This window comes from Ramlibacter paludis, assembly GCF_022012305.1.
GTDB classification, from domain to species: domain Bacteria; phylum Pseudomonadota; class Gammaproteobacteria; order Burkholderiales; family Burkholderiaceae_C; genus Ramlibacter; species Ramlibacter paludis.
In genome coordinates, this window is sequence record NZ_JAKLTM010000003.1 from 148947 (window position 1) to 173078 (window position 24132).

At 68.6% G+C, this 24132-nt stretch carries 19 protein-coding genes; 3 read left to right on the forward strand and 16 right to left on the reverse strand.

Features of this window, described 5'->3' with window-relative positions:
- Nucleotides 1–12: 12 nt before the first annotated feature.
- The 8 genes from LZ009_RS11250 to LZ009_RS11285 all read right to left on the reverse strand — a co-directional run bounded on the left by LZ009_RS11250 (nucleotide 13) and on the right by LZ009_RS11285 (nucleotide 11290).
- Nucleotides 13–1248, reverse strand: a complete 1236-nt coding sequence (locus LZ009_RS11250; RefSeq protein WP_275698468.1) for an arginine deiminase — start codon at nucleotides 1246–1248, stop codon at nucleotides 13–15.
- Between the two features lie 9 nt (nucleotides 1249–1257).
- On the reverse strand, nucleotides 1258–2142 hold the full coding sequence (locus LZ009_RS11255; RefSeq protein ID WP_275698017.1) for an amino acid ABC transporter substrate-binding protein: 885 nt from the start codon (nucleotides 2140–2142) through the stop codon (nucleotides 1258–1260).
- 18 nt (nucleotides 2143–2160) lie between these two features.
- Entirely contained in the window at nucleotides 2161–3531 is a 1371-nt protein-coding gene (gene potE, locus LZ009_RS11260; RefSeq protein ID WP_275698018.1) for a putrescine-ornithine antiporter, read from the reverse strand.
- A gap of 13 nt (nucleotides 3532–3544) precedes the next feature.
- A complete protein-coding gene (gene speC / locus LZ009_RS11265) occupies nucleotides 3545–5905 on the reverse strand; it encodes an ornithine decarboxylase (protein WP_275698019.1) in 2361 nt (786 codons plus the stop codon).
- Nucleotides 5906–5909: 4 nt separating this feature from the next.
- Nucleotides 5910–8165 carry an arginine/lysine/ornithine decarboxylase gene (locus LZ009_RS11270; protein WP_275698020.1) on the reverse strand — a complete coding sequence of 752 codons (2256 nt, stop codon included), beginning with the start codon at nucleotides 8163–8165 and terminating at the stop codon, nucleotides 5910–5912.
- A 22-nt stretch (nucleotides 8166–8187) separates the two neighbouring features.
- Entirely contained in the window at nucleotides 8188–9525 is a 1338-nt protein-coding gene (locus LZ009_RS11275; RefSeq protein WP_275698021.1) for a DcaP family trimeric outer membrane transporter, read from the reverse strand.
- 97 nt (nucleotides 9526–9622) lie between these two features.
- Nucleotides 9623–10285 carry a DUF3313 family protein gene (locus LZ009_RS11280; RefSeq protein ID WP_275698022.1) on the reverse strand — a complete coding sequence of 221 codons (663 nt, stop codon included), beginning with the start codon at nucleotides 10283–10285 and terminating at the stop codon, nucleotides 9623–9625.
- A gap of 60 nt (nucleotides 10286–10345) precedes the next feature.
- Complete coding sequence (locus tag LZ009_RS11285; protein WP_275698023.1) at nucleotides 10346–11290, reverse strand: recombination-associated protein RdgC; 945 nt, start codon at nucleotides 11288–11290, stop codon at nucleotides 10346–10348.
- 143 nt (nucleotides 11291–11433) lie between these two features.
- Between LZ009_RS11285 and LZ009_RS11290 the strand changes: the two genes are divergently transcribed.
- The gene (locus tag LZ009_RS11290; RefSeq protein ID WP_275698469.1) at nucleotides 11434–12765 is read left to right on the forward strand and encodes an MFS transporter; all 1332 of its coding nucleotides are present in this window, start codon (nucleotides 11434–11436) and stop codon (nucleotides 12763–12765) included.
- On the opposite strand, the gene LZ009_RS11295 is transcribed toward LZ009_RS11290, so the two are convergent.
- Nucleotides 12766–13485, reverse strand: coding sequence for a glutathione binding-like protein (locus LZ009_RS11295; protein WP_430300276.1), 720 nt, complete (start codon nucleotides 13483–13485; stop codon nucleotides 12766–12768).
- Nucleotides 13486–13520: 35 nt separating this feature from the next.
- Here LZ009_RS11295 and LZ009_RS11300 point away from each other — a divergent pair, with 35 nt between their 5' ends.
- Nucleotides 13521–14204 carry a hypothetical protein gene (locus LZ009_RS11300; protein ID WP_275698025.1) on the forward strand — a complete coding sequence of 228 codons (684 nt, stop codon included), beginning with the start codon at nucleotides 13521–13523 and terminating at the stop codon, nucleotides 14202–14204.
- Between the two features lie 47 nt (nucleotides 14205–14251).
- Here the strand turns inward: LZ009_RS11300 and LZ009_RS11305 are convergent, their stop codons facing one another.
- From LZ009_RS11305 to LZ009_RS11325, 5 genes are all read right to left on the reverse strand, one after another.
- Nucleotides 14252–15526 (reverse strand): acyl-CoA dehydrogenase family protein, encoded by a 1275-nt coding sequence (locus LZ009_RS11305; RefSeq protein WP_275698026.1) that lies wholly within the window; start codon nucleotides 15524–15526, stop codon nucleotides 14252–14254.
- An 18-nt stretch (nucleotides 15527–15544) separates the two neighbouring features.
- Nucleotides 15545–16654 carry a phosphotransferase gene (locus LZ009_RS11310; protein WP_275698027.1) on the reverse strand — a complete coding sequence of 370 codons (1110 nt, stop codon included), beginning with the start codon at nucleotides 16652–16654 and terminating at the stop codon, nucleotides 15545–15547.
- Nucleotides 16651–17388 carry a Crp/Fnr family transcriptional regulator gene (locus LZ009_RS11315; protein ID WP_275698028.1) on the reverse strand — a complete coding sequence of 246 codons (738 nt, stop codon included), beginning with the start codon at nucleotides 17386–17388 and terminating at the stop codon, nucleotides 16651–16653. Before LZ009_RS11315 ends, LZ009_RS11310 begins: the two co-directional genes overlap by 4 nt.
- 72 nt (nucleotides 17389–17460) lie before the next feature.
- Entirely contained in the window at nucleotides 17461–18240 is a 780-nt protein-coding gene (locus tag LZ009_RS11320) for an oxepin-CoA hydrolase, alternative type (protein ID WP_275698029.1), read from the reverse strand.
- Nucleotides 18241–18244: 4 nt separating this feature from the next.
- Complete coding sequence (locus LZ009_RS11325) at nucleotides 18245–19765, reverse strand: 3-hydroxyacyl-CoA dehydrogenase (protein WP_275698030.1); 1521 nt, start codon at nucleotides 19763–19765, stop codon at nucleotides 18245–18247.
- Nucleotides 19766–19947: 182 nt separating this feature from the next.
- On the opposite strand from LZ009_RS11325, the gene LZ009_RS11330 reads away from it, so the two are divergent.
- Nucleotides 19948–21909 carry a type IV pilus assembly protein FimV gene (locus LZ009_RS11330; RefSeq protein WP_275698031.1) on the forward strand — a complete coding sequence of 654 codons (1962 nt, stop codon included), beginning with the start codon at nucleotides 19948–19950 and terminating at the stop codon, nucleotides 21907–21909.
- Nucleotides 21910–21926: 17 nt separating this feature from the next.
- Here the strand turns inward: LZ009_RS11330 and LZ009_RS11335 are convergent, their stop codons facing one another.
- Nucleotides 21927–23120, reverse strand: coding sequence for an MFS transporter (locus tag LZ009_RS11335; protein ID WP_275698032.1), 1194 nt, complete (start codon nucleotides 23118–23120; stop codon nucleotides 21927–21929).
- A 3-nt stretch (nucleotides 23121–23123) separates the two neighbouring features.
- Nucleotides 23124–24131 (reverse strand): D-2-hydroxyacid dehydrogenase family protein, encoded by a 1008-nt coding sequence (locus LZ009_RS11340; RefSeq protein ID WP_275698033.1) that lies wholly within the window; start codon nucleotides 24129–24131, stop codon nucleotides 23124–23126.
- Nucleotide 24132 lies beyond the last annotated feature (1 nt).

Consider the following 24132-nt stretch of genomic DNA (forward strand, 5'->3'; position numbering starts at 1 on the left):
CTCCTTGGGAATTCAGAACACGGGGTCGCGGACGATGGGGCAGGTCATGCAGTGGCCGCCGCCGCGCCCGCGGCCCAGCTCGGAGCCGCGCACGGTGATGACCTCGACACCCGCCTTCCGCAGCAGGGTGTTGGTGTAGGTGTTGCGGTCGTAGGCGACCACCACGCCGGGCTCCAGCGCGACGACGTTGTTGCCGTCGTCCCACTGTTCGCGCTGCGCCTGCCAGGCGTTGCCGCCTGTCTCGACCACGCGCAGCTCCTTCAATCCCAGGGCCTCGGCTACCACCTCGAACAGGTGGCCTTTGTCGGCATGCACCTCCAGCCCGCCCCTGCCGTCGGGGCGGCAGCTGTAGCAGCGCACCTGGTCGGCCACCTCGCGGAAGGAGGTGACGAGGTCGACGTTGCAGAAGCTGAAGACCGTGTCCAGGTGCATGGCGGCGCGGCTCTTGGGCATGAGGCAGGCAATCACGCGCTGCGCCGCGTTGGCCTCGAACAGCTTGAGCGCCACCTGGTAGACGGCCTGGCGCGTGGTGCGCTCGCCCATCCCGATCAGCACCACGCCCTTGCCGACCGGCATGACGTCGCCGCCTTCCAGCGAAGACGCGCCGAAGTTCTCGTCGGAGTCGCCCCACCAGAAGCGCACGCCCGCCGTCTTGAAGCGGGGGTGGAACTTGTAGATCGCGCGCTGCAGCAGGGTCTCGGGCTTGCGGGCTTCCCAGTACATCGGGTTGGCCGTGACGCCGCCATAGATCCAGCAGGACGGATCGCGCTGGAACAGCGTGTTCGGCACCGGGGGAATCAGGAAGTCGGTGCCGCCGTAGGCTTCCTCCAGCTGGCTCGACCACTCGCTTTTGGGAACGTCCATCACCGCGATGCCGCCGATCAGGTGTTCGGCCAGGAAGCGCGTCGGCATCTCCTCCATCCACGCGCGCATCTCGCCGACGCCGAAGCCGAGGTCGTTGACCGTCAGCCGGCGGTCCAGCACCCAGGAGCGTGCCGCCGCGTCCTCCAGCGTTTCGGTCAGCAGCTCGTGCAGCTCCAGCACCTCGGTGCCGCGCTCGCGCATCTTCAGCACGAAATCGTGGTGGTCGCGCTGGGCCTCCGGCACCCAGAGCATGTCGTCGAACAGCAGGTCTTCCGCGTTCGCCGGCGTGAGCCGCTGGTGGGCCAGGCCGGGGCGGCAGACCATCACGGTCCGCAGCTTGCCGACTTCGCTATGGACTCCTAGCTTTTCCATGCTTGTCTCCAGGTGGATTCGTCAGTCGGGAAGGGCCACGAGCTTGAAGAAGTCGGCGGCCTCCTGCGTGGGCGAACCGAAGTGGCGCGTGTAGAGGCCGGCCTGGTCGCCCGAGCGGTACTGGCGGCTGAGCGCGCGGTCGACGAACAGGCGGAAGTCGTCGTCGTCGCGCCGCACGGCCATGGACACCACGTCGCGGCGGAACATGCGGCCGGCGACCACGAGGTCGGTGCCGCCGCGCCGCGTCACCGCGTCCAGCAGCAGCGCGCGGTCCTGGAAGAAGGCGTCGGCCTTGCGCGTGGCCAGCAGTTCCAGGCCGCCCGCCGTGTCCGACACCTGCACCAGGTCCACGACCAGGTGACGTTGCTTCATCGCACTGAGCGCAGCCTTCTCGATCGGCGTTCCGCCGACGACGGCCACCAGCGCGCGTTGCGGCGCCTGGTCGAGCGAAGCGCGCCACGCCGGCCCGGTGCCGGGCGCGCCGGAGATGGCCTGCAACACCCGCGTGGGGGCGTCGGCCCGCAAGGCCACGCCGGTGCCGCTGAGCATGATCGGAATCGAGAAGTCCACCAGTGCCCGCCGCTCCAGCGTGGGAACGGCGGCGCACAGCAGGTCGATGCGGCCCTGCTGCACGGCGTTGAAGGCCTCTTCGCGCGTCACCGCCACGTAGTCGACCGTCAGGGCGGGCAGCTTGAGTTCGCTCTTGAGCGCCTCGGCCACCCGGCCGCACAGGTCGATCGCGTAGCCGGCCGGCTTGCTGCCGGCGTCGAAGGCGTAGGGCCGGTTGTCGCTGGCATAGCCCAGCGTGATCTTGCCGGCTTCCTTGGCTTTGTCGAGGGTGCCGGCAGCCGCGAACGATGCGCCCAGGGCAAGCGCGGCGGCCAGGAGGGACAGGCGGATGGCCATGATCTTTCCTTTCGGGACTCAGGCAGCCCGCGGCTCGACCACCGGCGCGACGAAGCGCGGGGCGATCAGGCCGTAGACGATGTAGCCGATGCCCATGACGAGCATGCCGCCCATCACGGCGTCCTTGCCGGAGGCGAACAGCGCGTACACGGAGTAGAGGAGGGCGACCACCGCGACGAAGGCGTTGCGCTTGAAGATGCCCGGGTCGACCTTCGCGTTGCGCATCATCACGAACAGCGCCGACAGCGAGATGATGTAGGGCACCACGTTGGTCACCACGGCCAGGTTCACCAGCGCGGCGAACTGCTTGCTCAGGTCGGGCGACACGGTCGACAGCGCCAGCACCGACTGCACGATGCCCATGATCACCATGCCCGCGATCGGCGCGCCGGCGGCGCTGGCCTTGCCGAAGATGGGGGGGAACATGCGCGTGTCGGCGGCGTCCTTGGCGGTGGAGGCCAGGGTGAACTGCCAGCCGAGCAGCGAACCGACGCAGGCCATGGCGGCCAGCGCCATCACGATCTGCCCGACCATCGGGCTGAACATCTTGGCGTAGGCCAGGCCGAACGGGCCGGTGGATTCGGCGAGTTCGGCATTGGGCACGATGCCCTGGATGGCCGTGGTCGACAGGATGTAGACGACCGCCGCTCCGAGCGTGCCGAACAGGCAGGCCAAGGGGACGTCGCGCTTCGGGTTCTCGACCGCCGACGCGTTCTGGGAAGCCGACTCCATGCCCAGGAAGGCCCACAGCGTCAGCGAGATGCTGGAGCCCATGCCCTCGGCGATGCTGATGCCCTTGGGGTTCCAGGCCGCGGCGAAGGTGTCGGCGCTGAACCAGAACCAGCCGATGGTGGCGATGAAGCCCACCGGCAGGATCACGCCCCACACCGTCACCGAGCCGATCTTGCCGGTCAGGCTCGGTCCGCCGAAGTTGGCGGCCGTGGTGATCCACAGCAGCGCGATCACGCCGATGCAGGTGGCGACCGGCGTGGCCGTCAGGCCGGGGAAGAAGGCCGCCAGGTAGCCGAGCGCGGAGCTCGCGACCGCCACGTTGGCGATGGCCAGCGAGATGAAGTAGAGGAAGAAGACCTGGAAGTAGCCGTCCTTGCCGTAGGCGTCCTCCGCGTAGGCGGCGAGGCCGCCGGTGCGCTGGTTGAAGATGCCGGCCTGGGCAAAGCCGTAGGCGATGGCGAGCGAGCCGATCGCGGTGACCAGCCAGGACAGGAGCGAGATCGCGCCCACCTGCGCCATGTTGGCGGGCAGCATGATGATGCCGGAGCCCATCATGTTGACGGTGACGATGAACGTCAGCTGCATGACGTTCATCTTCTTCTGCGGCGTGGCGACGACGGCGGCGCCCTCTCCGGTTTCGAGGATGGCAGTACTCATGTCGGTTCTCCTGTCATTCACGCACGACGTAGGTGTGGAAGCGGATGCGCCCATCCACCTGTTCCTGGTACACGCCCTGTACTTCGTAGTTGAAGCCGGGGAAGCGGTTGAACGATTCCTCGAAGGCGAGGAAGTAATCCAGCATCGGCCGCGCGCGCTCGTCCCAGCGCTCGCCGGGAACCACCACGCCGATGCCCGGCGGATAGATCAGGGCCAGCGTCGCCGAAACCCGGCCTTTCGCCTGGTCCAGCGGCACGTAGTCGACGTCGTTGCCGACCAGGGCGCGGTACGCGTCCTGCGGCGTCATGGCCGGCTGCGGGAAGCTGGAGGCGCGGAAGGACAGGCGCTGCAGTTCCTTGACGTTGGCCTTGCGGTAGAAGTCGTGCATCTCGCCGCAGACCTGGCGCAGCGTGTAGCCCGCGTAGCGGCCCGGGTTGTTGGCGCAGACCGTGGGCAGCACTTCGGCGAGCGGCGCGTCGCGGTCCCACAGCGCCTTGAACTTCACCAGCTTGGCCAGCAGCGTGTTCATCTTGCCCTCGTCCTCGGCCGGGGTCATGAGGAACAGGATGCTGTTCAGGTCGCACTTCTCCGGCACGATGCGCTGCTCGCGCAGGAAGTTCGCCACGACGGTGGCCGGCACGCCGAAGTCGAGGTATTCGCCGGTCTGGCGGTTGATGCCGGGCGTGAGCAGGGCGAGCTTGTTCGGGTCGACCATCGCCTGGCCCTGCGCGTAGCCGGCGTAGCCGTGCCACTTGCTTTCCGGGTGGAAGTTCCAGCACTGCTGCTCGCGCTTGATCACCTCGGTGGGCAGGTCTTCCCACGGCACCTCGTAGGCATCGGCGGTGAAGCGCGAGCCGCGGATGTTCACCACGTCCGGCACGAAGGGATCGAAGAACCACTTCTCGCGCTCGGTCGCGCCGGCCTGCTGGAAGTGCCTGCCGAACTCGCGCAGCTTCTTGCGCGTCTCGATGCCGATCTCGATGCAGCGGTCCCACAGCATCTCGCCGGCCTTGCCCTCGTGCACCTTGGCATTGACGTCGAGCGAGGCGAACAGCGGATAGAAGGGCGAGGTCGACGCGTTGATCAGGAAGGATTCGTTGAAGCGCTTGTGCTCGATGTAGCGCTTCTGGCCGCGGATGTGCTCGTCGCGCTTGTGCACCTGCGAGGCCTGCGAGAAGCCCGCGCCCTGCTTGTGCACCGACTGCGTGGAGAACAGGCCGGGCATGTCGGGCTGCAGGTCCGTCAGCCGCATCGGGCTGTGGTCCTCGAACAGCGGATGGAAGGCGTTGTAGCCGATCCAGGCCTCGTCCCACAGGAAGTACTCGCACAGGTGGCCGATGCGGTCCAGCACCTTGCGCACGTTGTAGACGGTGCCGTCGTAGGTGGCCAGCTGCACGCAGGCGAGCCGGAAGGGACGGTCCGCCTTGTACAGCTGCTTGTCCTTCACCAGCGGGTTCTGACGGATCTGCTCGCGCAGGTAGTCCTCGTCCAGCGCCGCCCAGTCGACGGCGCCGATCATGCCGAAGGAGTTGCGCGCGGTCGGCAGGTAGATCGGGATGGCGCCCGCCTGCACCAGCGCGCCCTGGTGGATCGACTTGTGGTTGTTGCGGTCGAACAGCACCAGGTCGCCCTGGCGCAGCACCGCGCCGGTCACCACCTTGTTGGAGGTGCTGGTGCCGTTCAGCACGAAGTAGGTGCGATCCGCGCCGAACACCTGCGCCGCATGCTTCTGCGCTTCGACGGCCGGACCCTCGTGGATCAGCAGGTCGCCCAGCGCGACGTCGGCGTTGCACAGGTCGCTGCGGAAGACGTTCTCGCCGAAGTACTTGAAGAACATCTGCCCGGCGGGCGACTTCTTGTAGAACTGGCCGCCCTGGTGCCCGGGGCAGTCAAAGGCGACCATGGCCTCGCCGTCGTAGGCCATCAGGCCCGCGAAGAAGGGCGGCAGCAGGCCCATGCCGTACTTGATGAGGCTCGCGACCACCTGCTTGGCATAGTAGGCGGGGCTCTGCTGGCCGAGGTAGATGTAGCCGTCGACCTCGTTCACGCCCTCGACCGCGAGGTCGGCGATGCGGTGCGCGTTCGCCAGGCCCCACATCGGCGTGCGAAAGCCGATGGCGCGCACGGTTTCGCCCAGCTTGCGCGCGGGGGCGAGGCGGTCGCCGTCGATCAGCGCGATGTACGCCCCGACGTCGGAATCCTCGGAGACGTCGCGCTCGAAGCTGTCGGTGACCTCGACCTCGTAGTTGTCGGCGCGGATCTGGTCCAGGATTTCCCGGATCTGCGGATTCGCCGCATCGACGATTGCGACGACCTTCAGCTTGCCCTGGAAAGAGATCGGGACCGTGGGCGGCTTGACGACGCTGACTGACATGGCGCTACTCCTTCACGCAATCGACCAGCCACTTCTTGCGGCCCGCCTGGTCGTACTCGAAACGCAGGCCGTGGATGTCGGCCTCGAAGCCCGGGAAGTGGTCGTCGGTGTCGCGCGCGAACTTGAGGTATTCGACGATCGAGTCGGTGGTGAAGCGCTCGCCCGGCATGATCAGCGGGATTCCCGGCGGGTAAGGCACCAGCATCACGGCGGTGACGCGTGACTTGAGCTCGTTGATGGGCACCGGTTCGACCGCGCCGTGCACCAGTCGGTCGTAGGCATCCGCGGGCTTCATCGCAGGAGGCGGCAGTTCGGTGTACATGGCGTTCATCGCGGCCGCCGTGTTGTTCTCGCGGTAGCAGGTGTGCAGCGCCTCGCACAGGTCGCGCAGGCCCCAGCCCGCATAGGCGGCGTGGCCGGCCACGCTGGGCAGGGTGCGGGCAAGCGGCGCGTTGCGGTCGTAGTCGGTCTTGAAGTCGGCCAGCGCGTCGACCATGGTGGACCACTTGCCGCGCGTGATGCCCAGCGAGAACAGGATCAGGAAGCTGTAGAGCCCGGTCTTCTCGACGACGAGTCCGCGCTCCCACAGGTACTTGGTGACCACGGCGGCGGGGATGCCGGTCGGCGCGAGCTTCGCGCCCTTCTCCAGGCCCGGGGTCAGCAGCGTGACCTTGATCGGGTCCAGCATGATGTAGTCGCTGGCCAGGGCGCCGAAGCCGTGCCACTGCGCCTTCGGGTCCAGCACCCAGTCTTCCGTCTTCGGCGCCTTGTCCAGCGCCAGGCCCTCGGGCTGCCAGACCTTGAACCACCAGTCGGCGCCCTTGAAGCCCTTGCCGATCGAAGCCAGCGCCTGGCGGAAGTTCATGGCCTCGTCGTGCGTTTCCTGCACGATGGAACGGCCGGCGGTGCCTTCCATCATCGCCGTGCTGACGTCGAGCGAGGCGATGATGCCGTAGTGTGGCGACGTCGAGCCGTGCATCATGAAGGCGTCGTTGAAGCGCGTGGTGTCGATCTTGCGCTGCTCGGACTCCTGGATGTGGATCATCGAGGCCTGCGAGAACGCGGCCAGCAGCTTGTGGGTGGAGTGGGTGGCGAACACCAGCGTGTGGTCGGCGCGCGGATGCCCGCGCGGCACGCCCATGGCGTGGCGGCCCTGGTAGAACTCGTGGAAGGCCGCGTAGGCGTACCAAGCTTCGTCGAAGTGCAGGGCGTCGACCTGGTCGGCCACCTCCGCCTTGATCTTCTCGGCGTTGTAGCAAAGGCCGTCGTAGGTGGAGTTGGTCACCACCGCGATGCGCGCGTTGCCCTTGCAGTTGCGCGCGATCGGGCTGGCCGCCACCTTGTCGCGGATGGCCGCCGGCGAGAACTGGTCCAGGCCGATCGGCCCGATGATCCCGTAGTCGTTGCGCGCCGGCGTGAAGTAGATCGGCGTGGCGCCGGTCATGATCAGCGAGTGCAGCAGCGACTTGTGGCAGTTGCGGTCCACGATCACCAGGTCGTCGCGTCCCGCCATCGCGTGCCAGATGACCTTGTTGGCGGTGGACGTGCCGTTGGTGACGAAGTAGGTGTGGTCGGCGCCGAACACCTGGGCCGCGTAGCTCTCCGCGGCCTTGATCGGCCCGGTGTGGTCCAGCAGCGAGCCCAGTTCCGGCACCGAGATCGACAGGTCCGAGCGCAGCGTGTTCTCGCCGAAGAAGGCGTGCAACGCATGGCCGGCGGGCGACTTGAGGAAGCCCACGCCGCCCGCGTGGCCGGGCGTGTGCCAGGAGTAGGCCGAACGCTCGGCGTGGCGCACCAGGGCCTTGAAGAAGGGTGGCAGCAGGTTGGCCAGGTAATCGTCCGCGGCGCGCATGATCTGGCGCGCGAGGAACTCCGCGGTGTCCTCGTACAGGTACAGGACGGCGGTGATGTTGCGCAGGGCTTCGGTCACCCCGAGCTGCGGGTCGCGCACCGTGCCGCTTTCGCCCAGCGCCAGGATCGGCAGTGCCGGCGCGCGCTCGTGCACCTTCTTCAGCTGCGCGACGGCCTTCTCGAAGGCGGCCGCGTCGCCGCGTGCGGCCTCGCTGCCGAACACGATGGCCGCCAGGCCCTTGTGCGCGCCGCCGATGATGCCGGCATCCTCGCGGGTGTCCACCACGATGGTGCTCCAGCCGTTGCGCTCCAGCTCCTGCTGGATCTGCCGCAGCCGCACGCCCGCCACCGATTGGGCGGCGACGTCGCGGTGCGCGATGAGGATGGGAAACTTGCCTTTGAACTGCATGACTGTCCCCTGGTGGCGGGTGCTAGAACGAGACCCGCGTCGACCACTGCAGGCGCGAGTCGTTGGCGCTCGAACCGTCCTTGGTTTCGTGCTTGCCCCAGATGTATTCGACGCCGGTGGTCACGTTCTTGGCGAACGTGTAGAGCACGTTGGCCGACGCGTAGCTGCCGCGCTTGAAGGCGCTGGCCGACTGGCCGGCCGTGTTGTCCTGCTTGTGCTGGCTGTAGCCGAACGCGCTGGTCCACTTGTCGTTCCAGGCGTGGTTGTAGTAAAGCAGGTAGGCCAGCGTGCGCACCGTCTCGGCGCGCAGGCTCGCATCGGGGGCGAGGTCGATGCCGCCGTCGTTCATGTAGCTGGCGATGGCCTTGCCGCCGACCAGCTGCCAGTTGACCTGGCCCTGCTTCGTCACCTTCACGGTGCCGCTCAGGTTCAGGCCGTAGCCGGTGAGGTTGTTGGAAGGTTCGCCGTCGGCGCTGTTGATGTTGTGGAAGCCCACCTGGCGCAGCAGTGCCGCCGCCTTCACGTGGCCCCAGTCGCCGCCGTAGCGGAAGGAGCCGACCAGGTCGGGCAGGCGATTGCGGCTGGTGATGCCCGAGCCGAGCGACGGGTCGATGTCGGTGATTTTGCCGGTGTCGATGATGGAGTTGGGCGCTTCCAGGCTCACCACCACCTTCATGTTGTTCTGGTCCAGCGCCGTGAAGCGCAGCTGCGGGTTGCGCACGAACACCATCCCGGGCGGGCCCCAGTAGTCGATGGTGTTGGGGAACACGCCCATGTCCATGAAGTTGGAATCGGTCTGGCCGACGCCGAAGCGGCCGAGTTCCGCCCAGGCGCGCAGCCAGTGGATGTTGGTGCCGCCGTCGCTGCCGAACAGGTCGAACGCGAGGTCGGTCTTCAGCATCCCGAGGCTGGTGGGGATGAAGCCGCGCACGCCCAGGCTGGACTGGCGGACGCTGAAGGTGAAGGCGCCGTCGTTGCCGCAGCCGGGGCTGCCGGGACAGAACACCGGGATCTGCGAGGGCCGCAAGGTGGCGGCCCAGGTCGGGTCCATCCGCTTGAAGTCGAAGATGGCATCCAGCATCGCCTGGCCGTAGACCTCGACGCGCGCCTGTCCCGCGTCCTTGGCGCCTTCTTCGGCGGCGACACCTGGGGCGACGACCACGGGTCCGGCAGCGGGAGTTGCGGCAGCGGCGGCGGGTTGCGCGGCCTTCTGCTCCTCCAGCGCCTTCACGCGTGCCTGCAGATCCTGGATCGTGCGCATTGCCTGCTGCAATGCGTTGGCGAGTTCCTGGTTGGTCTGGGCGTGGACGCTGCCGCATGCAAGCAGCACCGCGGCCGCGACCATCGTGAGTCGTCGCATATCCCGTCTCCTTGTGGTAGACGGATAGTGGCGAGATCAGGAGAGCGGCAAAATGGGCCTTTGGTCCAATGCTCGGGGAGGAACCCGCCGCTTTACATCAAGGCGCGATGCCATGCGCCTCATCCAGCGCCTTGCGGATCACGCGCGCCCAGGCGCCCGCCACGGTGCGGATCTCGACGTCGTTGACCATGCCGTTGGCGCGTTCCACCCGGACGTTGTCGGCCTCGCGGCGATCGGCCAGGCGCATCACCGTCTGCCTGCTGGTCGAGTCCTGCAGTTCCGCCAGCAGCGTCATTTCGCCCGCCGACGAGTAGTAGGTGCGCGTGCGCGGCACGGTGCCGGCGTCCGCGGCGTTGAGGTAGAGGTTGTAGATGCGTGGCGTCACGCGCAGGACGTCGGGACCCGCTTCGGTGACCAACTCGTAATGCCCGGTGGCCTGCAGCTCGCGCGCGAACTCCTCGCGCACCGAACGCGCCACGGCGGCGCGCAGGGCCTCGCGCTCCTCGGTGCTGATCTTCAGGCGGCTGCCGGTGCGTTCCGGGTCCCAGCGCTTGCTGAATTCGACGAGCACCGGATCGAGCTGGATGCGGCGGTAAGTGGCCAGCGAGGCGCCCGGGCGCGCGTAGGCGAGGTCGATGTTCTTCAGCTGGATCGGCTGCAATCCCTCGCGGCCCATGAGGGCTTCCAGGTCGGGCCGCGTGGCCGCCGCAAGCGGGGCGGCCAGGGTGAGTGCGAGCAGGAAGGCGGTGAAGTGGCGCATGGGCTGTCCTTTCGCGAGGACAGCTGGTTTACGCCTGTTGCGCCCCGGGCGCAAGTGCCCCTAGGCCGTAGCCGATTCGCCCGCGACCATTTCGCCGCCCAGCGCCTCGAGCAGGTCCGGGATCAGCGCCGACAGCTCACCGGTGAGGATGGCCGCGTCCGCATCGAAGCCGTCTTCGCCCTTGCCCGGCTTGTCGACGCCTTCCATGACGACGTCGAGGAGCTTGAGCTTGCGCACCTGGCCGGCTTCGGTCAGCACGAAGGACACGCGATCGTTCCAGGTCAGCGCCAGCTGCGTCGGCACCTTGCCCGCCGTGATGTGCTGGGCGACCTCGTCGATCTCGAGGGTGTGGCGCGAATAGCGGACGGTGGCCTTCTGTTCGTCGGGAGCCTTGAGTTCACAGTCGCGGTCGACCGTGAAGCGCCAGGGTGCTTCGCGCGTGGACAGCCAGTGCGCCATGGCCGCCGAGGGCGACTCCTGCGTCTGCACGAGCTCCAGGTCGAGCGCCGGTCCGCCGCCCGGGATCTCCAGCAGCGCGGCGAGCAGCGACGACACCACGCGGTCGGCCGCGGCCAGGCTGCCGGCATCGACGACGAGCATGCGGTTGGCCGGATCGAGCCAGATCAGCGTGGTGCTGCGCTTGCTGAAGGCGCGCGGCAGCAGGTCCAGCAGCACTTCCTCCTTGAATTCCTTCTTCACCTTCGCCGGCACGCGCTCGTTGCCGGTCTCCTGCTTGTACTTCTCGATGCGCTCGTCGACGGCCGACTTCACCGCGGAGGAGGGCACGGCGCGCTTCTCGGTGCACAGCTTCATCATGAGGTGGCCGCCGACCATTTCGGCCAGCGCCTTGCTCTTGTTGCCGCGCGGCGGCACCCAGCCGGTGGACTCGGGCTGCGTGGGACCGGCGGGCACGAAGCGGGCCTTGTGCAGGACGGGCTGGAGCGCTTCGAGGGGCGGAAGAACGAAATCGGGGGAGATGCGGAAGAAACAGGCGCTCTTGAACATGCAGGCTCGGACAGGGGGACTACTTGCGGAAGCAGCCCATTCTAGTGGCCGCCCAAGGTTAGACTTTCCCAGTGCAGAAGAACGACACCGCAGCCCCGTCCCCCTTGCCGGACGGGCTGCCGGCGCCGCAGCGCACCTGGGCGATGGCAGCCATCATCCTGGGCATCTCGCTGTCGGTGCTCGACGCCACCATCGTCAACCTGGCGCTGCCGGACATCACGCGCGACTTCGGCGCGTCCGCCTCAGCCGCGGTCTGGGTCGTCAACGCCTACCAGCTCGCGACGCTGGGCCTGCTGCTGCCCTGCGCGCACCTGGGCGACCGTTTCGGCTACAAGCGTGTGTATCTCACGGGACTGCTCGTTTTCACGTGCGCCTCGCTGCTGTGCGCCGTTGCGAGCTCGCTGCCCATGCTGGCCGCTGCGCGTGCGCTGCAAGGCCTGGGCGCGGCGGGAATGATGTCGGTCAATTCCGCGCTGGTGCGCCTGACCTTCCCCAGCCGCATGCTGGGCCGCGCCATCGCGCTGAACTCGGTCGTGGTGGCGGCGGCCTCGGTGGCCGGACCCACCTTCGCGGCGCTGGTGCTGTCGGTCGCGTCGTGGCCCTGGCTGTTCGTGGTGCAGCTGCCCTTCGGGCTGCTGGTGTGGCTGCTCGGTCGGCGATCGCTCCCGGCGAGCGTGTCGACCGGCGGCGCGCCGCTGTCGCCGCTGGACGTGGCACTGAACATGGCGATGTTCGTGCTGCTGTTCCTGGGGGCCGACACGCTGGGTGCGCGCAGCGGCGGCGCCGCGGATGCCGGCAAGCTCCTGCTGGCGGCCGGCTTGCTGGTGGGCGCAGTGGCGGTGGGCTGGTTCTACCTGCGCCGGCAGAAGCGCGAGGCGACGCCCTTGTTTCCCGTGGACCTGCTGCGCATCCCCGTGTTCGCGCTGTCGATGTGCACATCCATCACCGCCTTTGCCGCGCAGACGCTGGCCTTCGTCTGCCTGCCTTTCCTGCTGCTCGAAGGGCAGGGGCGCGGCCACCTGGAGGCCGGCTTGCTGATCACGGCCTGGCCGGCGGCGATCGTGCTCACAGCGCCGGTCGCGGGGCGCTTGATCGCGCGCGTGCCCGGCGGCCTGCTCGGGGGCATCGGCCTGGCCACCATGGCCACGGGGCTCGCCTTGCTGGCCCTGTTGCCGCAGCACCCGACGGCGCTGGACCTGGCCTGGCGGCTCGCGCTTTGCGGCATCGGCTTCGGCCTGTTCCAGTCGCCCAACAACCACACCATCGTCACCAGCGCGCCGCTTGCACGTGCCGGCGCCGCCAGCGGCATGCTGGGCACCGCGCGGCTCACGGGGCAGTCCCTGGGCGCGGTGATCCTGGGCGTGATCTTCAGCGTGGCCGGCGTGCATGGCGGCGGGCTGGAGATCGCGTTCGGGCTGGCGGCGGCGCTGGCCGCCGGGTCGGCGGTGTTCAGCCTGCTGCGCGTGCGCGCGTGATCAGCGCCGCTGGTACTGCGTGCTGCCGAACAGGATTTCGCGCGCCTTGTCGTCCGTGATCGGCTTGCGCCGGTCCGCCAGCACCTCCACCCCGCGTTGCACCGCCGGTCGCGCCGCGATCCTGTCGAACCACTTCTTCAGGTGCGGATACTCCTCGAGCACGATCCCTTGCCGCTCCCAGCTGCGCAGCCAGGGGAACGTGGCGATGTCGGCAATGGAGTACTCCTTGCCCCCCAGCCAAGGGTTTTGCGCGAGGCGCCGGTCGATCACGCCGTACAGGCGCTTCGCTTCGTTGGTGTAACGCGCGATGGCGTACTCGATCTTCTCGGGCGCGTAGCCGCGGAAGTGGTGCGCCTGTCCCAGCATGGGGCCGACGCCGCCCATCTGGAACATCAGCCACTGCAGCACCTCGAACTTCTCGCGGTCGCCCTTTGGCAGGAAGCGGCCCGTCTTGGCGGCGAGATACACCAGGATGGCGCCGGACTCGAAGACGGAAATCGGCTTGCCGTCCGGGCCATGCGGATCGACCAGCGCCGGGATCTTGTTGTTCGGGCTGATCGCCAGGAAGTCCGGCTTGAACTGGTCGCCGGCGCCTATGTCCACCGGAATGGCACGGTACGGAAGTTCGCATTCTTCCAACAGGATGTGCACCTTGTGGCCATTCGGCGTCGGCCATGAGTAAACCTCGATCTGCTGCACTGGTGAAACCTCCTGTTTCATTTGATAATGCCCACTTTAGGCTATTGCCTGGACGCATGTTCGAACGCATCAAGAAGGCATTTTCACGCGATGCGAAGGAGCGCACCGACCCCCCGGTCTCGCAACTGGGACACGGGCCGGTCTCCGAGTGGGCGGCGTCCCGCGGCATGAGCTTCTCCAGCGGGCCGCTCAGCCGCGACGTCGCCATGCAGGGCAAGGTCGGCGGCCGGCCCTGGCGCATGGAACTGGGCAAGCCCTCGCGCGACTACATCACCGGCGAGGAACTGCGCGCGCGCGCCGACCTGGGCGCCTCCGACGAAGTCGCCGCGATGATCATCAACCGCCCGCTGAAGGACGCGCTGGAGCGCCGGGCCTACAGCATGATCACCGACACGCTGCAGACCACCGCCTCGCCCAACCTGCCGGAGGAGATGCGCTGGCTGGCCATGTACGACGAGATCGGCTGGGAAGGCGTGTCCGACCAGTTCTGGCAGCGCTTCGCCGTGCTGGCCGATTCGCGCGAGCACGCCATGGCGTGGGTGGACGGCCCGCTGGTCGACATGCTGCTGAATTGGCCGCAGCCCGCGCCGGGGCCGCAGGTGCCCTTCCTGATCGTGCTGCTGCGCGGCAAGTGCTACCTGCGCATGCAGTTCATGCCGCCGGAGACGCATACGCTGGAGCATGCGGCCACCGTGTTCACGAGTGCCTGCGAGAGCGCGCTGGGCGCTTTCAAGAAATAACCCACGCCGTCATCCCCGCGCAGGCGGGGACCCAGCGCGTTGAGACGTCAGGAGCCGCGCGTCACCGGCACCGCCGCATCGCGGCCATAACTCCCGTACTTCCCCAGCTCCCACTTGGCGATCGCATTGCGGTGCACCTCGTCGGGCCCGTCCGCGAAGCGCAGCGTGCGCGCGCCGGCATAGGCATAGGCCAGCGGGAAATCGTCGGACACGCCGCCGCCGCCGTGCACCTGCATCGCCCAGTCGATCACCTGGCAGGCCATGTTCGGCGCCACCACCTTGATCATCGCGATCTCGGTGCGGGCCACCTTGTTGCCGGCCACGTCCATCATCCACGCCGCTTTCAGCGTCAGCAGGCGCGCCATGTCGATCTTGCAGCGGGCCTCGGCGATGCGCTCCTGCGTCACGGTCTGCTGCGCCACGCTCTTGCCGAAGGCGGTGCGTGACAGCGCGCGGCGGCACATCAGCTCCAGCGCGCGCTCGGCCAGGCCGATCAGCCGCATGCAATGGTGGATGCGGCCCGGGCCGAGGCGGCCCTGGGCGATCTCGAAGCCGCGGCCTTCGCCCAGCAGGATGTTGCCCGCCGGCACCTTCACGTTCTCGAAGAACATCTCGACGTGCCCGTGCGGCGCGTCGTCGTAGCCGAACACGTTGAGCGGCCGCACGATCCGGATGCCGGGCGTGTCGGCCGGCACCACGATCATGCTTTGCTGCGAATGGCGCGGCGCCTCCGGATCGGTCTTGCCCATGGTGATGAACACCTTGCAGCGCGGATCGGCCGCGCCGGAGATCCACCACTTGCGGCCGTTGACCACGTAGTTGTCGCCCTGGCGCTCGATGCGGGTGGCGATGTTGGTCGCGTCCGACGAGGCCACTTCCGGCTCCGTCATCGCGAAGGCGGAGCGGATCTCGCCTTCGAGCAGCGGCTTGAGCCAGCGCGCCTTGATGTCGTCGGAGCCGTAGCGGGCGATGGTCTCCATGTTGCCGGTGTCGGGCGCCGAGCAGTTGAAGACTTCGCTGGCCCAGGGCACCGCGCCCATGATCTCGGCGAGCGGCGCGTATTCCTGGTTGGTGAGGCCCGCGCCTTCGTAGCCCGAGGCCTGGGCCGTGTCGACCGGCAGGAACAGGTTCCACAGGCCGGCCGCGCGGGCCTTCTTCTTCAACTCCTCGATGACGGGCAGCGGCGTCCAGCGCTTGCCGGCCTCCGTGTTGGCCTGCAGTTGCTGCGCGTAGGTCTTCTCGTTCGGATAGACGTGGTCGTCCATGAACTTGCGCACGCGCGCCTGCAGGCCCTTGGTCTTGTCGGAAAAGTCGAAGTCCATGCTGTCCCCTTGAAGCGATCAGGCGCGCTGCGCGAAAGTCCAGGCCAGTTCCGCCATCGGCCGCGCACCCGCGCCGGAGGCGACGGCCTGCGCGCTGGAAGCGGTGCCGGCCTCGACCCGCTTGGCGATGCCTTGCAGGATGGCGGCGATGCGGAACATGTTGTAGGCGAGGTAGAAGTTCCAGTCCGCCTTCAGCTCGGCGACGGTGGCCAGGCCGGTGCGGTCGCAGTAGCGGCGCATGTACGCGTCCTCGGTGGGGATGCCGAGCGAGGCCAGGTCGATGCCGCCGATGCCGCGCGACATCTGGTGCGGGATGTGCCAGGCCATGCAGTGGTAGCTGAAGTCCGCGAGCGGATGCCCCAGCGTCGACAGTTCCCAATCGAGCACCGCGATCACGCGCGGCTCGGTGGGATGGAACATCAGGTTGTCCAGCCGGTAGTCACCGTGCACGATGGAAACCTTGCCCTCGTCGCGCGCCGCCGCGGGAATGTGGGCGGGCAGCCACTCGACCAGCTTCTCCATCTGCGGGATCGGCTGGCTCATGGGCCCGGCGCCATCCGTCGAGGCCTTGTACTGCTTGGTCCAGCGGCCGATCTGCCGTTCGAAGTAGTTGCCCGGCTTGCCGTAGCCGGCCAGGCCGCGGTCGGCGAACTTCACCGTGTGCAGCGCCGCGATCACGCGGTTCATCTCGTCGTAGATCTCGCCGCGCTGCGCGTTGCTCATGCCGGGCAGGGCCTGGTCCCACAGCACGCGGCCCTGCATGAACTCCATCACGTAGAAGGCGCGCCCGATCACGGACTCGTCCTCGCACAGGCAGTACATCTTCGGCACCGGCACGTCGGTGCCGGCGAGCCCGCGCATCACGGCAAACTCGCGCTCCACGGCATGGGCCGAGGGCAGCAGCTTCGCCACCGGTCCCGGCTTGGAACGCATCACGTAGCTGCGGCCCGGCGTGGATAGCTTGTAGGTTGGGTTGGACTGGCCGCCCTTGAACATCTCCACCGTCAGCGGGCCGCGGAAGCCTTCGAGGTTCTTTTCCAGCCACGCCGAGAGGGCGGCGGTGTCGAAGGCATGCTTGTCGGACACCGGCTTGGTGCCGACGAAGTGATCGTAGTTCGCGTCGCTCATGGCTTTCCGTGTCCTTCGTGATCGGCTTCGACGATGCGCATCAGCGCCTCGCGGTTGCGCACCACCAGTCCGCCGGGCTCGATGCGGATCACTTCCTCGCGCTCCATCGATTTCAGCTCCTGGTTGACGCGCTGGCGGGAGGCGCCCAGCAGCTGCGCCAGTTCTTCCTGCGCCAGGTGCAGGCCGATGCGCACCTCGCGGCCGTCGGCCAGCGATGGCACGCCGTAGCTGCGCACCAGGTGGGCCAGCTGCTTGGCCAGGCGCGCGCGCAAGGGCAGGGTGTTGAGGTCTTCCACCAGGCCGAACAGCTGGCGGATGCGCCGGGCATGCAGGCGCAGCAGGGCCTCGTACAGCTCGACGTGCTGGGTCAGGATCTTCTGCAGGTCGGCGCGCGAAACCGAGAGCATCGTCGTGTCGCCGTGGGCGTAGGCATCGTGCGTCCGGCGCTCGCCGTCGAAGATGGCGACGTCCCCGAACCAGATCCCGGGCTCGACATATTGCAGCGTGACCTGCTTGCCGGTGATCGAGGTCGAGCTGACGCGCACCGAGCCCTTGGCGACCGCGCTCCAGGCTTCGGCCGGATCGCCGCGCGCGCAGATGAGGTCGCCGTCCTTGTAGCGCTTGGCAAAGGCGCAGCGCAGGATGTCGTGCCGCAGGGACGGGGACAGGGTGGAGAACCAGCGGCCGTTGTTGATGGCCGCGCGCTCTTCGATGGTGAGGATGGGGTCGTCCATGGGAGACCCATTGTCGCGCCGGGGACCGTGGACGCTGCTCAGGGTTGTCACCTGCGCGGCAGCGGGCGCGGCTCAGGAGTAGTCGGGCTTCTTCTTGTCCAGGAAGGCCGAGATGCCAATCCCGCCATTGACATGGTGCAGGTTCCGGACGAAATGGTCCCGCTCGTTGGCCAGCTGCGCCTGCAGCGTCGCCCCGTCGGCGTCGTTCATCAGCTCCTTGATGCTGGCCAGCGCGTTCGGTGCGCGCTCGTTCAGGCGCTCGGCCAGCGCCAGCGCGGCGTCGAGGGCCGCGCCGGGTGCGGTCACCTGGTTCACCAGGCCCAGCGCCTGCAGGCGCGGAGCGCCCAGGCGTTCGCCGCACATCAGCAGTTCGTTCGCCAGTTGGCGCGGCAGCGCGCGCGCCAGGCTCCAGGTGCCGCCCCCGTCGGGCGACAGCGCGACGCTGCTGTAGGCCATGACGAAGAGGGCGTTGTTGGCGGCGACGATGAAGTCGCAGGCGAGTGCGAGCGAGAAGCCGGCACCCGCGGCCGCGCCTTCCACCGCCGCGATCACCGGCTTGGGAAAGCTGCGGATCGCTTCGATCCAGCCGTGCAGTCCGTCGATGGATTGCGCCTGCACCTCGCGCGGCTTGCCGCGGTTGTCCAGCAGCCGCTGCAGGTTGCCGCCGGCGCAGAAGGTGCTGCCGGCGCCGGTGATCACGACGCTGCGCACGTCGTTGTTGCTGTCGGCCGCATTGAGGGCCTCGACGCCGGCCGCGTAGATCTCCGGCCCCAGCGCATTGCGGTGGTCCGGGTTGCTGATGGTCAGCACCAGCGTCCGGCCCTGGCTGGCGCTCTTGAGTTGGGCGGGCATGGGTTCAGCTTTCCTCGTGGAGCAGCGACAGGCCGATGGCGCCGCGCCGGCGCAGCCACGGGCTGGGGCGATAGCGCTGGTCGCCGTACACGGTCTGCATGTTGAACAGCACCTCGAGGATGTTGGTGGGGCCCCAGCGGTTGCCCATGGCCAGCGGCCCCAGCGGATAACCCAGGCCCAGCGTGACCGCGGTCTCCAGGTCCTGCGGCGAGCAGATGCGCTGCTGGCAGATGTCGGACGCGATGTTCACGATGGTGGCCACCACGCGCTGCGTGACGAAGCCGCCGGAGTCGCGGATCACGCTGACGGCCTTGCCGTCGCGCGCGAACAGGGCATGGGCCGCATCGCGCATGTCGCTGCGCGTGGCCGGATTGGTGGCCAGCACGCGGCGCTTGGTGGCCGCGTCCTCGACCAGCATGTCGATGCCGATCGTGCGCGCCGGGTCCAGCCGCTCCACCACCGCCACGGTGGTCACGTCGAAGCCGAGCGGCGCGACGAGCGTCAGCGCATTCGCCGAAGGCGACTGGCCGGTCTCGACCTGGGCGCCGAGGTCCTTCAGCAGCTGGTACAGCTCCGCGCGGCGGGCCGCGCGCGTCGAGACCCACACGGGCGGCATGGCCGCGACCTGGGGCACGGGCGGCTCGGGCGGCACCTGTGCCTTGCCTTCCACGTAGCGGTAGAAGCCTTCGCTGGTCTTGCGTCCCAGCACCTTGCCGGCCTGGCGCTGCGCGGTGATGACGCTGGGGCGGTAGCGCGCCTCGTCGTAATACTGCCGGTATACCGACTCCATCACCGGATGCGACACGTCCAGGCCGGTCAGGTCCATCAGCTCGAAGGGGCCGAGCTTGAAGCCGACCTGGTCGCGCAGGATGCGGTCGATGGTGGCGAAGTCCGCCACGCCCTCGCTGACGATGCGCAGTGCCTCCGTGTTGTAGCCGCGGCCCGCGTGGTTGACGATGAAGCCGGGCGTGTCCTGCGCCTGCACGGGCGTGTGCCCCATCCGGCGCGCGTACGCGGCCAGCCGGGTGCAGACGGCGGGCTCGGTCTTCAGGCCGGCGATCACCTCCACCACCTTCATCAGCGCGACGGGGTTGAAGAAGTGGTAGCCCGCGAAATCCTGCGGCCGCTGCAGCGCGCTGCCGATGGCCGTCACGGAGAGCGAAGAGGTATTGGTCGCGAGCGTCGTGCCGGGCGCGACGATGCCTTCGAGCTCGGAGAACAGGGCCTGCTTGACGTCCAGGCGCTCGACGACCGCCTCGATCACGAGGTTGCAGCCGGCCAGGTCGCGCAGGGTGGTGGCCGGCCGCAGCCGACCCTTGCAGCCTTGCACGGCCGCAGCGTCCATGCGGCCCTTTTCCTGCAGCTTGTCCCACTGCGCACCGAGGTCCTGCAGTGCGCGCTGGACCGCCTCGGGCTGGGTGTCGTACAGGACCACGGTGCTGCCCGCCTGGGCAGCGATCTGCGCGATGCCGCGCCCCATGGCGCCGGCGCCGGCGACGCCTACGGTTTGGTATTCGATTTCCATCGCGGTGAATTATCGGCTGCGCAGAACCAACACAGTTCCTCTCGCCAGACAACGCAGGTATGCCTAGAATGGCCCCCTTGATGTTGCACCCAGTTACTTTCCGTGCCCTGGTTTTCGCAGCGTGCGGATGGCTGCTAGCCTGCGACGCCTCTGCGCTGGCCCTGGGCCGCATCCGGGGGCCGGTGCTGGTAGGCCGCCCCCTCGATCTCTCGGTCCCGGTCAGCCTGGACACCGACGGCGAACTCACCTGCGCCGACGCCGACGTTTTCGTGGGCGAGCAGAAGCTGGCCCGTCCGCCCACCGTGCGTTTCGAGCAGGGCCCGAACCGGCAGGGCACCTTGCGCATCCTGTCGTCGCAGCCCGTCGACGAGCCCATGGTGACGGTCTATCTGCGCATCGGCTGCGGCCAGAGCGTCACCCGCCGCTACGTGATGCTGTCGGAACTGCCGCCGGACAACGAGACCATCGCTTCTCCGGCCGCCCCCGCCACGCGCCAGGTTCCGGTCGCGCCTGCCATGCAGTCGGCTCCCGGCGCGCGCGCGCCAGTCGTGGCGCAGGCCGCGCCCCGCGGTAGCGCCGCTGCCCCGTCCGAGGCCACGGCCCCGCCGCCCTCGGTCGTCCGCCGGCCGCGCGCCGCTGCGCCGTCCTCACCCCGCATTGCCGGTGCCGCCGCGGCGGTGGGCCCCCTGGCGTCAAGGCCGGCTTCTGACGCGCGTTCCCAGTTGCGGGTCGACTTGCTGGACTTGGCGGCCGAACGCGATCCCACCCTGCGCCTGAGCTCCGAGCTGAACCTGCAGCCGACCACCGATCCGCAGGCGCGCTTGAACGCGGCCGCCCTGTGGGCGGCGCTGCAGCGCACGCCCGACGACATCCTGCGCGACGCCCAGCGCATGCAGTCGCTGGAGCGCGACGTCGGCAGCCTGCGGGCGCAGACGCAGCAGAACGCCGCGGCGGTCGCCCAGATGCGCGCCCAGGTCACGGAGGCACGCAACAACCGCAACCAGGCTTCCGTGCTGGCCGCCGTGCTGGTGGCGGCACTGGCTGCATTGGCCGGCTGGCTGCTGTGGCAATGGCAACGCGCCCGCCGGCTGGAGCGAGTCAACCGCTGGTTCGAGGAGCCGCGCGAGCCGGCCCTGGCGAAGTTCGTGCCGGAAGCGCCCGTGGCGCCGGCGGCGGCCGTCCATGCCGACGATGCCGTCACGCAGCCCGGCGGGCTGGGCCATGCGGCGGCCTCGGCCATCGCGCAAGCCTCGCCTTCGGGCTGGGGCACCTTGCCGCAGGCCGAATTCCAGCCCAGCTCGGGCGGCACCAGCCGCATGGTCGGCGTGCAGGAGCTGATCGACGTCCACGACAAGGCCGATTTCTTCCTCGCCCTTGGCCAGCACGACCAGGCCATCGCCGTCCTGGAGGCGCACGTCCACGACCAGGTGGAGACCAGCGCGCTGGCCTGGATGGACCTGCTGGAGATGTACCACCGGCTCGGCAAGCGCAACGACTACGACCGGCTGCGCGCGGAATTCCGCCAGCGGTTCTCGGTGCAGGTCCCCGACTTCGACCACTTTGACCAGCCGACCAGCTCGCTGGAGAACTACGGCCGGGCGCTGAGCCGCATCGTGGCGCTCTGGCCGTCGCAACGCGTGCTGACCGTGATCGAGGAATCGATCTTCCGCAAGCCGGGCCTGCCCGGTGCCGAACCCTTCAGCCTCGAGGCCTATCGCGAGCTGGTGCTGCTGTACCACATCGCCAAGGACGTCGCCCCGGCGGAGGACAGCCTGTCGGCGCCGCTGGAATACAAGCCGACCGACTTCCCGTCGACGTCGCTGCAGCCCTTGAACGTGCTGGACCTGCCTTCGCGGCGCGGTCCGGTCACCGTGGCGCCTGCGCTTTCCCCGACGCCGACGCCCGCCCCCAGCCACGAGGCAACGGTGGTGATGGGCCGCGACGAATCCGAGGGCGAACACGTGTCCACCCTGTCGCCGGAGGATCTCAGCCCGCTGATGATTCCGCCGTCGTCGCCGCGCATCGGCCTGGACATCGACCTCGATGCGCCCAAGTCCGAATCGGGGTCGCTGGAACTGGAACCGCTGGACTTCGACACCAGCGCCTTCGACGGCGACACCGAAGACCCGGCGAACAAGCGCTAGCCAGCGGGCTGGCGTTCCTAACGCCCCTGGCGCGCGAACCGCGTCGCCAGCGCGCTGGCCACCGCCGCCGCCAGCAAGCCGGCGAGCCCGGCCCAATGCAGCCAGTCCATGCCGCCGTGCGAGATCAGCCAGCCGCCGCTGGCCGCGCCTATCGCCTGGCCGGCATACAGTGCCGATGAATTGAGCGCCACCGAGGCCGAGGCGAGGGCGGGCGCGATGCCCACCAGCCGCGCCTGTTGCGCCGAGTTCGACGAGAAGCAGCCGAGCGCCCACGGGATGACGACCACCGCGGCCAGGGCAAAGCCGCTCGCGCCGAGACCGAAGCACGCCAGCCCCAGCGCCATCAGCGCGATGCCGATCATCACCGAGCGCCCGGCGCCGAGACGGTCGATGTAGCGCGTCATCAGCACGTTGCCCAGCAAGCCCCAGGCGCCGAACCACATGAAGTACAGGCTCAGCTGGCCGGGCGTCGCGCCCAGCGCCTGCTTGAACCAGGGCGCGAAGTACGAGAACTGCACGAACTGGCCGGCGGCATAGAGCACGGTGACCAGCACCGCCGTCATCAAGGCCTTGGAGCGGAAGGTTTCGCGCCAGGCCTGCATCGACAGGGCCGGCGGCTGGATGCCGTCGGGCATGGCGCGCCACACCCAAGCGGCGCTGACGAGGCTCATGGCAGCCACCGCGCCGAAGGCGGAGCGCCAGCCGAAGGTGCCGCCCAGCCAGGCGCCGAGCGGCATGCCCAGCACCGAAGCGACCGACCAGCCGAGGAAAATGAAGGTGATGGCGCGTCCGCGCTGCGCCGGCGGCACCAGCAGGCCGACACAGGCCGCGGCCTGCGGCGTGAAGACGGCCGGCGACACCAGTGCAAGGACGCGCAAGGCAATCAGCCAGCCGAAGCTGGGAGCGAAGGCGCAGGCGAGGTGCAGCAGTGCGAACCAGACCATCGCCACCGCAAGCAGCCGGCGGCGGTCCCAGCCGGCCACGACCGCAGCGAAGGCGGGGGCGCCGATGCACATCAGGAGCGCGCCGGCGGAGATCAGCTGGCCGGCGGTGGCGACCGAGACCTCGAGGCCGCTGCTGATCTCGTTCAGCGTGCCGGGCACCACCATCACGCCGCTGCCGATCACGAAGTTGCCGAACAGCAGCGGCCACAGCACGGCCGGCAGGCGGTCGGGTGCGGCGGCTGGGTCGGCGGTGGCGGTGGAGGACAACGCTCAGCGGCGCACTTGCAATGCGCCCGGGTTCACGATGTTGGTCGGGGTGCCCTTGATGAAGTTGACCACGTTGTCGAAGGCCGCGCCGAAGTAGAGCTCGTAGGCCTCCTGCTCCACGTAGCCGATGTGCGGCGTGCAGATGCAGTTCTCCAGCCGCAGCAGCGCATGGCCTTGCAGGATGGGTTCGCTCTCGAAGACGTCGATGGCGGCAAAGCCGGGGCGGCCGCGGTTCAGGCCGGCGATCAGCGCCTCGGGCTCCAGCAGTTCGGCGCGCGAGGTGTTCACCAGCATGGCGGTGGTCTTCATGCGGCTCAGGTCGTCCAGGCGGACGATGCCGAAGGTCTCCTCGTTCAGGCGCAGGTGCAGCGAGAGCACGTCGCTCTCGGCGAACAGCTCCTCGCGCGTGGCGGCCGTCTGGTAGCCGTCGGCTTCCGCCTTGGCGCGCGACTCCGGGCTGGCCCAGATCAGCACGCGCATGCCGAAGGCCTTGCCGTAGCCGGCCACCAGCTGGCCGATCTTGCCGTAGCCCCAGATGCCCAGCGTCTTGCCGCGCAGGACCATGCCGACGCCGAAGTTGGGCGGCATCGAGGCCGACTTCATGCCGGACTGCTGCCAGGCGCCGTGCTTCAGGCTGGCGATGTACTGCGGCAGCCGGCGCATGGCCGTCATGATCAAGGCCCAGGTCAGTTCGGCCGGTGCAATCGGCGACCCCACGCCTTCGGCGACGCCGATGCCGCGTTCGGTGCAGGCCTCGATGTCGATGTGCGAGCCGACGCGGCCGGTCTGCGAGATCAGCTTCAGGCGCGGCAGCTTTTCCACCAGCTGGCGGGTGATCTGGGTGCGCTCGCGGATCAGGACGATGACGTCGGCGTCGCGCAGCCGCACCGACAGCTGGCCGATGCCCTTGACCGTGTTGGTGAAGACCTTGGCCGGATAGGGTTCCAGCTTGGCGGCGCATTGCAGCTTGCGCACGGCGTCCTGGTAATCGTCGAGGATCACGATGTTCATG

What these genes read in the sequence shown, in the direction of transcription:
- LZ009_RS11255 (WP_275698017.1), bottom strand. Translation starts at nt 2,142, where the DNA reads ATGGCCATCCGCCTGTCCCTCCTGGCCGCCGCGCTTGCCCTGGGCGCA.
- potE (WP_275698018.1), bottom strand. Translation starts at nt 3,531, where the DNA reads ATGAGTACTGCCATCCTCGAAACCGGAGAGGGCGCCGCCGTCGTCGCC.
- speC (WP_275698019.1), bottom strand. Translation starts at nt 5,905, where the DNA reads ATGTCAGTCAGCGTCGTCAAGCCGCCCACGGTCCCGATCTCTTTCCAG.
- LZ009_RS11270 (WP_275698020.1), bottom strand. Translation starts at nt 8,165, where the DNA reads ATGCAGTTCAAAGGCAAGTTTCCCATCCTCATCGCGCACCGCGACGTC.
- LZ009_RS11275 (WP_275698021.1), bottom strand. Translation starts at nt 9,525, where the DNA reads ATGCGACGACTCACGATGGTCGCGGCCGCGGTGCTGCTTGCATGCGGC.
- LZ009_RS11280 (WP_275698022.1), bottom strand. Translation starts at nt 10,285, where the DNA reads ATGCGCCACTTCACCGCCTTCCTGCTCGCACTCACCCTGGCCGCCCCG.
- LZ009_RS11285 (WP_275698023.1), bottom strand. Translation starts at nt 11,290, where the DNA reads ATGTTCAAGAGCGCCTGTTTCTTCCGCATCTCCCCCGATTTCGTTCTT.
- LZ009_RS11290 (WP_275698469.1), top strand. Translation starts at nt 11,434, where the DNA reads ATGGCAGCCATCATCCTGGGCATCTCGCTGTCGGTGCTCGACGCCACC.
- LZ009_RS11295 (WP_430300276.1), bottom strand. Translation starts at nt 13,485, where the DNA reads ATGAAACAGGAGGTTTCACCAGTGCAGCAGATCGAGGTTTACTCATGG.
- LZ009_RS11300 (WP_275698025.1), top strand. Translation starts at nt 13,521, where the DNA reads ATGTTCGAACGCATCAAGAAGGCATTTTCACGCGATGCGAAGGAGCGC.
- LZ009_RS11305 (WP_275698026.1), bottom strand. Translation starts at nt 15,526, where the DNA reads ATGGACTTCGACTTTTCCGACAAGACCAAGGGCCTGCAGGCGCGCGTG.
- LZ009_RS11310 (WP_275698027.1), bottom strand. Translation starts at nt 16,654, where the DNA reads ATGAGCGACGCGAACTACGATCACTTCGTCGGCACCAAGCCGGTGTCC.
- LZ009_RS11315 (WP_275698028.1), bottom strand. Translation starts at nt 17,388, where the DNA reads ATGGACGACCCCATCCTCACCATCGAAGAGCGCGCGGCCATCAACAAC.
- LZ009_RS11320 (WP_275698029.1), bottom strand. Translation starts at nt 18,240, where the DNA reads ATGCCCGCCCAACTCAAGAGCGCCAGCCAGGGCCGGACGCTGGTGCTG.
- LZ009_RS11325 (WP_275698030.1), bottom strand. Translation starts at nt 19,765, where the DNA reads ATGGAAATCGAATACCAAACCGTAGGCGTCGCCGGCGCCGGCGCCATG.
- LZ009_RS11340 (WP_275698033.1), bottom strand. Translation starts at nt 24,131, where the DNA reads ATGAACATCGTGATCCTCGACGATTACCAGGACGCCGTGCGCAAGCTG.